This is a genomic window from Foetidibacter luteolus, assembly GCF_009650435.1.
GTDB classification, from domain to species: domain Bacteria; phylum Bacteroidota; class Bacteroidia; order Chitinophagales; family Chitinophagaceae; genus Foetidibacter; species Foetidibacter luteolus.
The window spans coordinates 325,819-337,516 of sequence record NZ_VVIP01000043.1; the positions used below are offsets into that span (position 1 = coordinate 325,819).

An 11,698-nucleotide genomic window follows, 5' to 3' on the forward strand; every position below is an offset into this window, starting at 1 on the left:
TTTATTCTACCCTGCGGGAAAAGCCGCGTAGCGAACCCGGAAGTACAAGAGTGCGACGCAACGGAAGCTTAATACTTGTTCTTCTGCCGGGCTCATAAAAATTCTAATGTCTTTTCTTTTCTCCCTGGTTGCGGAAGAGCATAATATCCCTGTCAAACAAATAAATACCGCCCTTGTCTTCGCCCACCAGTTCCAGCTTATCATTAAGCGTACGTGCCAGGTGTTCTTCTTCTATCTGCTCGTTTACATACCACTGTAAAAAATTGTGCGTTGCATAATCTTTTTCAGAAAGAGATAAATGCACCAGCTCATTAATGCTTTCGGATACGCCTATTTCGTGTTTTAGAAATTCTTCAAAAACCCTTTTAAGAGAAATGAAAGTTATAATGGGCTGTTCAAGTTTGGGCACCACCGCAAAGCCGCCACGCTCGTTAATAAAGCGTATCAGTTTCAGCATGTGTACCCGCTCCTCATCAGACTGCGTATAAAAAAAGTTGGTAACACCGTCAAGGCCTGGCTGAATTTCTGCCCAGCTTGCCATGGCCAGGTAGGCCTGTGAGCTTTCCGCTTCAAGCTGAACCTGCTTGTTTAGCGCTTCCTGCATGGGTTTTGATAACATAATGAATGGTTTTAGTGTTTCAAGATAGATAATTTAACGGTATAACAGAAGTATGGTGTTTTACTTTACAATATCCAAAAACTCATCCTCGGTAATAATTTTTATAGTGTTTATTTTTTTAGCTTTTTCCAGTTTGCTGCCCGCATCTTCGCCCACTACCAGGTAATTAAGTTTGCTGCTCACGCCGCTTACAATTTTACCGCCATGCTGCTCAGCAAGCGCTTCTGCCTCGTTACGTTTAAGCTTTGCCAGCGTGCCTGTAAATAAAAAGGTTTGCCCGTGCAGTGTATCTGTACCGGTTTTTTCTTTCTTAACGTTCTTAAGCTGCAGGCCCAGTTGCTGCAGCTCTTCCAGCATAGCAAGGTTTTGCTGGTTGCTGAAGAAGTTATAAACGCTTTGAGCAACCTTAACACCAATGTCTTCCAGTTGCTGTAGCTCTTCCTCGCTCATTTTGGCCAGGTCCATCAGGTTTTCCACCGCATTAGCCAAAGTTTTTGCGGTTGTTTCTCCCACAAAACGAATGCCCAGCGCATATACCAGGCGGTAGAGCGGTTGTTGCTTGCTGGCTTCAATAGCGCTGCTGAGGTTATCTATAGATTTTTTTCCAAAGCCTTCCAGTTGGCCGATTGCATTAAAATCAAGCTTGTAAATACCGGGAACATCTTTCAGCAGGCCCAGGTCGTAAAATTTTCTAACGTTGGCCTCGCCAAAGCTTTTAATATCCATGGCATCTTTACTTACAAAGTGTATAATGCGCTCTACCGCCTGTGCGGGGCATTCTATATTAATGCACCGCCAAACGGCTTCTGTTTCTTCCTTATACAGTTCGCTTTTGCAAACAGGGCATTGCCTGGGGTAAACAATTTCTTTCTCCTTACCGGTTCTAATGTCCGGCATTGATTTTACAATTTGCGGTATTACATCCCCTGCCCGTTCTATTAAAACGGTATCGCCAATTTTTAAATCTTTCTCTTTTATATAATCCTCGTTGTGTATAGAGATGCTGCCCACCGTAACGCCGCCCAGAAAAACAGGTTCCAGTTTAGCAACAGGTGTAACAGCGCCGGTACGCCCCACCTGGAACTCCACAGCACGCAATTTGGTGGTAGCCTGCCTGGCTTTAAATTTAAAAGCTATGGCCCAGCGTGGGTGGTGGGTGGTCATTCCCATTATATCCTGCAGGCCAAAATCGTTCACTTTAATTACCATGCCGTCAATTTCGTAAGGCAGGGTATCACGCATGGCTTCAAAATCCTGTACATGTTTTATTACTTCCTCAATACCCTTTACTACCATTTTTTCTTTTTTAGGAGAGCGGAACCCACATTCCCACAACATATCCAGCGAGCCGCCATGCGTTGCCAGGAATTTGCTCCTCGGCAGCTCATCATTCTGTTCCCCGTCTGATGAAAAGGTAAATCCATCTATGGTGGTGTAATAACTAATGTGGTACAGAAAAGCATCCAGGTTTCTTTTGGCAACCGCTTTAGGGTCTTTTTGGCGCAGGCTTCCGCTGGCGGCATTGCGAGGGTTGGCCAATGGCGGCAGGCCTTGTTCTGCAAGGCCTTCATTGTATTTGGCAAATGCTTTCTTGGTCATTATTATCTCGCCACGTATCTCCACCTGCTGCACCCCATATTTTGAAAATGGGGCAGATAACGGTATAGATTTTATCTGCTTTATGTTGGTGGTTATGTCTTCACCTTCCACGCCATTGCCACGTGTGGCGCCCCTAACCAGTATATCGTTCTCATATATCAGGGATATGCTGGCCCCGTCAAACTTAGGCTCAATACAATATTCAATAACATCCAGGTTAGTAGCTTCACGGGCTTTGCGGTCAAAGTCAAACAGGTCTTCGGCGTTGTAGCTGTTATCCAGGCTAAGCATGGGTACCAGGTGCTGCACCGTTGGAAAGTTTTGGTTAAGGCTGCTGCCCACACGCTGGGTGGGGGAGTCTGTTGTTATCAGCAGCGGGTTACCAGTCTCCAGTTTTTCCAGTTGTTTGTACAGTTGGTCGTACTCGGCGTCAGAAACCAGCGGATCGTCTATTACATAGTACCTGTATTCATGAAAGCGCAGCACATCTCTCAGCGCCTGAATATTATCTGCCGTAATGCTTGCTGTATTTTCAAGAAATGACTGGGTTTGCTCCTGCAATTTTTTAGAGGTGGCCGCACTATACATAAACGGTAATTTGTGGCTAAGATAAAAGTTACATCGTACATCACACACCTAACATCTTACATTGTTTACATCGTACAGCCCACATCTAACATCTTACATAGAGAAGGTACTTCGTACTTCAAACTTCGTACTTGCTTTTTGGGGGTGCCCCAAGCTGCGCAAGGGGTCGGGCTTTCCGCTATTACTCCGCCGCAACATCCGGCACACAAGGCTTCAGCGGGGTAGCCGCTTCAATCCCTCACCCGGTAGTGCAACAGGCTGCTTATTTTGTAAACATGCTGCACTCTCAATTTATTATTATGTTATGTTTTAATAAGAAAAAATTGGTAAATATGTACCCGCCAACTTTGTTGTATGAATACCTGCATGCTACCCGGCAAAAATACCTTTGCAACCTTTTTAGTACTGCTGTTCTTTTACCAGTCAATAGCCCAGGTGGTAGAGCCTGGTAAAGCCCTGCCCGCATGGCAGGAGGGCTTCCTGGATCTGCACCATATCAATACCGGGAGGGGCAATGCCGCATATTATATTTTTCCAGATGGTACTACCATGCTTTTTGATGCCGGCGAAATGAACCCAGCGGATGACAGGGTTTTAACCCCACGCAACTCAGTTATAAGGCCTGATAACAGCAAGCACCCGTATGAGTGGATTGCGCATTATATTCAACAGGCAGCGCCTAAAAGCCACAAGGCTGTACTGGATTATGCCGCCATATCTCATTTTCACGATGACCATTTTGGCAGCATGTACCCAAACACACCGGTTGCTGCCTCAGCCAGGTATGCGCTTACAGGTATTACCGGTGTTGGAGATATAATACCAATAAAGACTTTGCTGGACAGGGGCTATCCGGATTATTGTATACCTGTAGATTTAAAAAAACTGCTGGCATCTTATAAATCAGAGGGAACTTTTTACGAGAAGTCTTTTTACAATTACCTGGATTTTATAAAAGCACAGCAGGCCAACGGACTTAAAGCGGCCAGGTTTAAAGCGGGTTCAAAAGAGCAAATAAAAATGCTGTACCAACCGCAGAAATTTCCCGGCTTTTATGTTCAGAATGTAAAAGTTAATGGTGATATATGGACTGGAAAAGATAGCTCCACCCTTCAACACTTTCCACCCGTTGATACGGCTAACCGTAAAACCTGGCCGGATGAAAACAGTCTTAGCCTGGTATTTACCATCAATTATGGCCCCTTTGTTTATTACACCGGTGGAGATTGCGGCGGCAACATATTTTACGGCGATGCGCCCTGGCGTGATGTGGAAACACCTGTAGCCAAAGCCATAGGAGAAGTAGATGTAGCTACGCTGGACCACCATGGCAACAGGGATGCGGTTAACGAATTCCAGGTAAAAACCTTTAAACCCAAAGTCTGGATAGAACAGGTTTGGAGTGCCGACCATCCCGGCCACGAGGTGTTGATACGGTTAACCACCAAACATTTATATAGTGAAGAGCGGGATTTATTTGCCACCAATATGCTGGATGCTAATAAATACGTAATAGGCCCATTGATAGACCGGTCATATAAAAGTACACAAGGCCATATTGTGGTGCGGGTTTTACCGGGCGGAAAGGAGTATTACATTATTATTCTGGATGACAGCAGGAAAGACATGCCGGTTAAGCAGGTTTTTGGCCCATATCTTTCAAAAAAGGGTACTCAATAGGTTCGGGCTACAAGCCAAGTTCTTTGGCCGGGTCCCAGAAAAGGTTTTTAAAATCCACCACCTTATCGTTTTCCACTTTTACTTTTTCTTTCTCCAGCAGTTCCTGCATGCGTGTAGGTGATTCAAAATGCATTTTGCCACTAAGCATGCCGTTCCTGTTAACCACACGCTGGGCCGGTACTTTGGGCTTTGCAGCAAAAGCGCCATTCATAGCCCAGCCTACCATACGGGCAGATAATTTGGTACCCAGGTAATTGGCAATAGCACCATAAGAAGTAACCCTGCCCTTGGGTACCTGGCGGGCAACATCCCACACATCTTCAAAAAAAGAATGCTGCTTTTGTTTGCCGGCAACCGGCAAACTTTCTTTATTTTTTTCTGTAGTGGTTTTACTTTTCTTCATGCTTTATAACTATTACCTGTAAGCTTTTTATTGTTGTCTACAAAACAAGACAAATGCTGTGTAACAACAATACTACAATGCTGATTTATTATAATCTGTTGATTTTGTTCACTTTACAATAAATGAAACAGTTTTGTGAGCCTTGGTTTCCTGTAATGTAACGCGCTACACCGGTCTTCAGAAAATATTACAATTTGTAGTATGTTTTCTACCTGTGTAGTTGATAACCAGTACCTGCGATATACTTTTCCTTCTATTTTAAACGGCCCCGCGCTGTTGTTTCTTTGTGTTATCAAATTAATCAAAAAACAAATGATTAAAGAAGATAACACAAATTAAAATAAAGCGCAGCGGCTTCATCTACCTCCGCCCGTTTTAAAATTCCAATCATCCATTATCTAAAAATCCTTTTCAAATGAAAAACCAATTTTTCATCAAGGGCATAGTATTGCCCGTTTCAAAAGCAATCTTAGTTCTTACGGCCTTCTTCGCGTTCAGCTTTTCACAGGCCCAGACGCACACTCCCATCACAAAAACAGTTGACACCTACATCAAAGGTTTTTGGGAGTATCTTCCGGCAGATTATGCCACTTCTACCAAAAAGTACCCTCTAATTATTTTTATGCACGGCATTGGCGAAGTTGGTAATGGTTCACAGGATGCCTTACAGAAAATTTTGAAAAACGGCATCCCCAAGCTCATCAACAACGGTACATTCCCCAAAACGTTTACTGTAAACGGCAAAACAGAATCTTTCATCGTTATCTCTCCGCAAATTTCAACTACCGCCAGAAATACAGCAATGATCAGGAATATGCTTGATTACTGTATTGCAAACTACAGGGTTGATGCCAGCCGCGTTTACCTTACAGGCTTAAGCCAGGGCGGTGGTACTACATGGCAGTTTCTGTTTGGCAACTACTACAGCAAGGCTACCGGAAATGTTATCCTGGGCAGCAGGCTTGCAGCAGCAGTGCCTATCTGTGGCAACTATCCCTCATCTGAAAGCTCTGCCGCAACAGTAGCAAAAACAGGTTTACCGGTAAACATATTTCACAATAACGGAGACCCTACTGTTGCACCAGCAAACAGTATTGGCTGGTACAATAACCTTAACGCGGCCAACATTAGCCCCCGCGCTATGTTAACATTGTATACAGCAAACAGCCATGACGCCTGGACAAAAACCTACGATCCGAACAATAAACAAAATGGCCTTAATATTTACGAATGGATGCTGCAATACTATCGCACCAGCAGCACAAAAGTAGAAAGCGTGTTTACCAGCAGCGCCCCTGCCCCTACAAATGAAGCCCCGGTTGCAGCCATCAGCGGCAACAGCAGCACTACTTTACCTGTTGATTCAGTAGTACTCAGCGGTACCGGTTCTAAAGATAATGACGGCAGCATCAAATCTTATAGCTGGAAATGTACGGCTGGTACCTCTGGTTATGCTTTAAGCGGCGCAACCTCTTCTTCTTTAAAAGTTTCAAAACTGTCAGCAGGTTCTTACACCTTCCAGCTTACTGTTACAGATGATAAAGGCGCTTCAGGTACTGCAACCAAAAGTGTTACTGTAACTGCGTCTCAAAACAATGCCCCCAAAGCTGTTATAAATGGCGTTAACTCCATCACCTTACCAACAGATTCAATTGAATTTGACGGCGGCGCATCTTACGACACTGATGGATCTATTAAAACCTACAGGTGGGACAGGGTTTCCGGCCCGGCAAACCATACCGTAAAAGGCTCCGGTATTTCAAAATTCAAAATCACTTACCTCTCAGAAGGCTCTTATGTTTACCAGCTTAAGGTAACTGATGACAAAGGCGCAATGGACAGCACAACCATAAGCTTTGTGGTAAATGCCAAACCAATAAATGTGGCGCCCAAAGCTGTTGTAAATGGCCCTTCTGCCATCACACTGCCTACCGATTCTATTCAATTTGATGGCAGCTCTTCTTACGATGTTGACGGAACTGTATCAGCATACAGGTGGGACAAAGTTTCTGGCCCTTCAGGACAAATTGTAAAAGGTTCTAACATTTCAAAATATAAAATCACTAACTTAAAAGCTGGTAACCATGTTTACAAGCTAAAAGTAACAGACAACAATGGTTTAACAGATAGTACAATATTCAGCTTTACGGTAAATGAAGCCGCAGCAGCCACTTCTTCTGCTGTATCAGCTTCAAATGACTTACCAACCGCCATAGTAAAAGGCGCAAAAAATATAACACTTCCTGAAAACAGCCTTACACTGGATGGCAGCTCATCAACAGATGCCGACGGAAGCATCAAATCTTACTACTGGATGTTTATTTCCGGCCCTGGCGGTTATGCTTACACTAACCCGTATTCATCCAAGATAACTATCAGCAACCTGGCCCCCGGTACACGCACATGGCAGCTAACAGTTACAGATAATGACGGTAACGCAAACTCTACCCAGGTAACTTTTACTGTAAGTAAAGAAAGCGCAGCAGCAGCCAAAACAGTTTCTGACACAGTGATAAACGCTACAGCACCGCAACAGGCTGGCGCTGCCGCAGCAGAAAGCATTAACAAGGCTCTTTACACCAAAGCGCTGACTGTTTTACCCGGCTTAAAATTAGCTCCTGTGCCAGCGGTAAGCAACATGACCATTACACTGAATGATGAAGTAACCGGTAAAGTAACCATAGCTATAATGGACGCCAGCGGCAGGACAGTTATGATGAACAGCAACAATAACAAGGATGGCAAAGTATTTCAGACCACAGTAAATGTTTCAAGATTAGCCAGGGGCGCTTACTACTGCACAGTTATGGTAGGTGCTAAAAAATATGACAGCAAGTTTGTAAAGGTAGATTGATGGATGATCAAGGGCCGCCCTTAGATAAGGCGGCCCACTTTTCAGAGACTATCGAAAAAATAAGTTTGTAAAGGTAGATTGATGGATGACCGGGCCGCCCTTAGATAAGGCGGCCTTTTTTATACGACAAAGGAAGCGGCATCCCGCTTCCTTTGTCGTTATAATTTACCACATAATGAGGCTTGATATTTATAAGCGTGCTGCACTTTGCGCCAGGGATTGAAGCGGATACCCCATAGCCGTCAGGTTAAGGTATTATTATTTGATAATCAATTATTTAATATGCCACAGGAATAAGAAAGAACTGAATTTGGGAGCCCGACTGCTCCGTGATTTTGAACAAGGGCTGGGCCAAAAGGTTTTGGAAGTCTTCAGTGCCGGGCATTTAATGCAGGTAGCCCGTGAGACGGGGTTTGCCAAAAGAAGCCCCCGGAAGCTGACACCCCATTGTTTTTTGAATATGGTATTGTTCAGCCCCTTTGATAACAAAGAGGTAAGCCTTAATGACCACAGTGTACAGTTGAGGATGAATCACGAGATAGCCGTATGCAGGCAAAGCATTGATGAGCGTTTTAACGAAAATGCGGTTGAGTTTATCCGGCATCTGCTGGCAAAACAGTTATCCCTGCAGATAATACAAAATATAGCCCCCCTTGCGCTGGAAAATTTCAGCAGTGTAAAACTCAAAGACTCCACCCGGTTTCAGTTACCCGATAGCCTCAGGGATGCTTACCGGGGGTGCGGGGGCTCCGCATCCCGGGCCGGGATGCACATCCAGTTTGAATTTGATTTAAAAACCGGTAAGGTCAATGAGGTGAATGCCACCGATGCCCGCAGGCAGGATAACAGGGATGCCCAGGAAACCCTGGATAAGATAGAGAAGGGGTCGCTGCTGCTACGGGATACCGGGTATTTTTCCATAGAGGCTTTACAGGGGATAGCAGCAAAAGAAGCTTTTTACATAAGCCGCCTGCCACCCAATATAAATATTTATGAAAAAAAAGACGGCCTTTACCGCCAGGTAGACCTGGATCAGGAGCGGCAGGAGATGAAACGGTATGGCATTGATTACCGGGATAAGGAAGTCTATATTGGAGAGGAACAAAAACACCCGGTGCGCATCATCATGGAAGTATTACCGGAGGAAGTGGTTAACCAGCGCATGCGCAAAGCCGCCGCAGATGCCCGCAGGAAAGGGGAAATGCTCAGTGATGGATATAAGGCTTACGCGTCGCTGAATATTTTTATCACCAATGTAACGGTACAGCGGCTGGCAACGGCCCATGTACGCACCCTGTACCGGCTGCGCTGGCAGATAGAACTCCGTTTCAAGTGCTGGAAAGGGCTATGCAATATCCATAAAGCAAAAAAAGCAAAAAGGCACCGGTTTGAATGTTATTTGTATGCACGCCTGCTCTACATTCTAATCTTTTGGGAACTGGCGGTCAACCTTTCCCATATATGCTTTAAAGTGCACAGGGGGCTTTTAAGCATATATAAGTGCTTTAAATCCCTTATCCAAACAAAAGACAGCCTAAAGGAAATACTGTTTTACGCAAGGGAGAAACTGCAACAGTACCTTCAGAAACTCTATGATATGAGTATGGACAACCTGGTACTGGAAAATCATAATATTCATTGTATTACAAAGTTGCGCCAATCATTTTTAAACAGTTTCTGCACTATGCTTTAAATTGCCGCATAAACACCACCCATCATTTATGTATCGCCGGCAATTATTTTTACTGGTTATCATTTCGTCTGTAATAAGGTTATTGGTTGCCGCAACGGTAGAGCTGGGTAATGATGAAGTATATTATTATACCTATGCCTTGCACCTGCAGGAAAATTATTTTGACCATCCGCCCGGCGTAGGCCTGCTCATATGGTTATTTTCAGCAAATCTCTTTTTTAAAAGTGAGCTTTTTATAAGGCTGGGCGCTGTTGTGTGCGCTGCTTTGGGCACTGTTGCCAGCTACGGCATAGGTAAAGAACTGCGCAATGCAAGAACCGGCTGGTTTGCCGCGCTGTTATACAATACCAGTATTTATGCCTGCATTATAGCCGGTACTTTTATATTGCCGGATAGCCCGCAAATATTATGGTGGTTGCTTTCGCTTTGGCTGTTGTTGCGGCTGGTAAGCAAAAAAAACATGACCGTTTACCGCTGGATGGCTTTTGGGGTTACTGCCGGCCTGTGCATTATGTGTAAAGTGCATGGCGGTTTTTTGTGGATTGGCGCCGGCCTGTATGCCTTGTTGTACGACAGATCTCTTTTTAAACAGCCCGGCTTTTACCTGGCCGGTATTATTACGGCCATCATCATCAGCCCCATTTATTTCTGGAATGCTTCCAACGATTTTATCACCTGGCGCTTTCATAGTGAGCGGGTGGAAGTGCATGGTTTTTCCATTGACAAAGACAGCTTTATACAAACACTGCTGGGCCAGGTATTTTACAACAATCCGCTTAACGTGGTGCTGATAGTAATGGCGCTACTGGGTTATCAACGGTACCGGTTTACCGCTAAAAGCAGTTACCGGCTGCTCTCTTTGTGTGCCTGGCCGCTGATACTTTTTACCACCATCATATCGCTGTTTAGAACGGTATTGCCACACTGGAGCGGCCCTGGTTTTGTAACGCTTATTTTCGTGGCAGCCGCTTACCTTGATTATCGCTTACAGGCCAGGCCACAGGCCCGCATAAGGCTGCTTATACCTTATGCCGCCGGCCTAATTCTAATCATACTCACCGGCGGGGCCTTAGCTATTAATTTCTTCCCGGGCACATTGGGTAAAAAAGAAGAGGCCCGCTACGGCGATGGTGATTTTACCTTGGATATGTACGGCTGGCAATCTTTTGGCCAGCAGTTCCGTAGCTGGAAACAGCAGCAGGTTAAGGCCGGCCACCTGCCCGCCGGTATTGCCACTGTTTGCGATAAATGGTTTCCCGCTGCGCATATAGAGTATTATGTAAACCTGCCCGAAAGCGGCCATGTTACCGGCGTTGGCAAGTTAACAGATCTTCACCATTATGCCTGGTTAAACGAGTATAGGGGTAAGTTGCCCCTTACCAAACAGGCGCTTTGCATTGTGCCCAGCAATTATTACCAGGATGTAAACAGTACCTACGGATTGTATTTTCAAAAAGCCGTGTTTCTTAAGCGCTTTGCGGTAAACCGTGCCGGTAAGCCTGCCCGGTATTTTAATGTGTACCTGCTGGATGGCTACAAGGGCAACGATGAGCTTTTCTCCAACCAGTTTAACTAAGGTTCCTTATATATTATTTTGGGGGTGCCCCCAAGCTATCGCAAGGGGTCGGGCTTTCCGCTCATACTCCGGCACAGAAGCCCTGCTGCGACGGCCTCACCGGGGTATCCGCTGCAATCCCTCACCCGAAAGCCGGTTACCGGTTGCCAGTTACAAGTTGCCGGTCTGTTGAAGTGCAAAAGGCTGATAATTTGTTTAGCTGCGTAAGCGCAGAAGCACTACGTGCCGTCAACATTAAACCTTGAACAGTTGCCGGTTACAGGTAGCTGGATACTGGTCTGTTAAAGGGTAAAAACCTAATGGTCTGTTCAGTTGATAAGCTACAGAAGAAAACAAACTCCCGCTGCTGACATTAAACCTTGAACAAAAGAACATTGAACAGTTGCCGATTACAGGTAGCTGGACAATGTCATTAAGTTAAGAAGAAAGACTTTGTTCTCTGCGCCGTAGGCGCTGCATGTTTGTAGAAATAGCATACAATATGGGAATTATGCCGCATAGCGGCTACCCTTAAGCGACGATTAGGTAGCCACTACGTGGCATCCGTTCATCTAAATCATTTTGTTTCTACAAACAGCAAGCCCCGATGGGGCTTAACTTAATGACATTGGGTAGCTGGATACTGGTCTGTTCAGTTGATAAACTACAGAAGAAAACAAACTCCCGCTGCTAACATTAAACTTTGA

The 11,698-nt window shown here is 45.0% G+C and carries 7 protein-coding genes; 4 read left to right on the forward strand and 3 right to left on the reverse strand.

Annotated elements, in window-relative coordinates; all coding sequences use genetic code 11:
• Positions 1 to 103: 103 nt before the first annotated feature.
• Together F0364_RS13975 and ligA are read right to left on the reverse strand one after the other, a co-directional pair.
• Complete coding sequence (locus F0364_RS13975; RefSeq protein ID WP_153798401.1) at positions 104 to 619, reverse strand: ferritin; 516 nt, start codon at positions 617 to 619, stop codon at positions 104 to 106.
• Positions 620 to 679: 60 nt separating this feature from the next.
• On the reverse strand, positions 680 to 2,806 hold the full coding sequence (gene ligA, locus F0364_RS13980) for an NAD-dependent DNA ligase LigA (RefSeq protein WP_153798402.1): 2,127 nt from the start codon (positions 2,804 to 2,806) through the stop codon (positions 680 to 682).
• A 354-nt stretch (positions 2,807 to 3,160) separates the two neighbouring features.
• Between ligA and F0364_RS13985 the strand changes: the two genes are divergently transcribed.
• The gene (locus tag F0364_RS13985; protein WP_153798403.1) at positions 3,161 to 4,486 is read left to right on the forward strand and encodes a ComEC/Rec2 family competence protein; all 1,326 of its coding nucleotides are present in this window, start codon (positions 3,161 to 3,163) and stop codon (positions 4,484 to 4,486) included.
• A gap of 7 nt (positions 4,487 to 4,493) precedes the next feature.
• Here F0364_RS13985 and F0364_RS13990 read toward each other — a convergent pair whose 3' ends face one another.
• Positions 4,494 to 4,889 (reverse strand): MGMT family protein, encoded by a 396-nt coding sequence (locus F0364_RS13990; protein WP_153798404.1) that lies wholly within the window; start codon positions 4,887 to 4,889, stop codon positions 4,494 to 4,496.
• Between the two features lie 415 nt (positions 4,890 to 5,304).
• Here F0364_RS13990 and F0364_RS13995 point away from each other — a divergent pair, with 415 nt between their 5' ends.
• The 3 genes from F0364_RS13995 to F0364_RS14005 all read left to right on the forward strand — a co-directional run bounded on the left by F0364_RS13995 (position 5,305) and on the right by F0364_RS14005 (position 11,012).
• Positions 5,305 to 7,743: a PKD domain-containing protein gene (locus F0364_RS13995; protein ID WP_153798405.1), complete on the forward strand. Its 2,439-nt coding sequence runs from the start codon at positions 5,305 to 5,307 to the stop codon at positions 7,741 to 7,743.
• Positions 7,744 to 8,053: 310 nt separating this feature from the next.
• On the forward strand, positions 8,054 to 9,436 hold the full coding sequence (locus F0364_RS14000; protein WP_153798406.1) for an IS4 family transposase: 1,383 nt from the start codon (positions 8,054 to 8,056) through the stop codon (positions 9,434 to 9,436).
• Positions 9,437 to 9,464: 28 nt separating this feature from the next.
• Positions 9,465 to 11,012, forward strand: coding sequence for an ArnT family glycosyltransferase (locus F0364_RS14005; protein ID WP_153798407.1), 1,548 nt, complete (start codon positions 9,465 to 9,467; stop codon positions 11,010 to 11,012).
• Positions 11,013 to 11,698 lie beyond the last annotated feature (686 nt).

What these genes read in the sequence shown, in the direction of transcription:
- F0364_RS13990 (WP_153798404.1), bottom strand. Translation starts at nt 4,889, where the DNA reads ATGAAGAAAAGTAAAACCACTACAGAAAAAAATAAAGAAAGTTTGCCG.
- F0364_RS13985 (WP_153798403.1), top strand. Translation starts at nt 3,161, where the DNA reads ATGAATACCTGCATGCTACCCGGCAAAAATACCTTTGCAACCTTTTTA.
- F0364_RS14005 (WP_153798407.1), top strand. Translation starts at nt 9,465, where the DNA reads ATGTATCGCCGGCAATTATTTTTACTGGTTATCATTTCGTCTGTAATA.
- F0364_RS13975 (WP_153798401.1), bottom strand. Translation starts at nt 619, where the DNA reads ATGTTATCAAAACCCATGCAGGAAGCGCTAAACAAGCAGGTTCAGCTT.
- F0364_RS13995 (WP_153798405.1), top strand. Translation starts at nt 5,305, where the DNA reads ATGAAAAACCAATTTTTCATCAAGGGCATAGTATTGCCCGTTTCAAAA.
- ligA (WP_153798402.1), bottom strand. Translation starts at nt 2,806, where the DNA reads ATGTATAGTGCGGCCACCTCTAAAAAATTGCAGGAGCAAACCCAGTCA.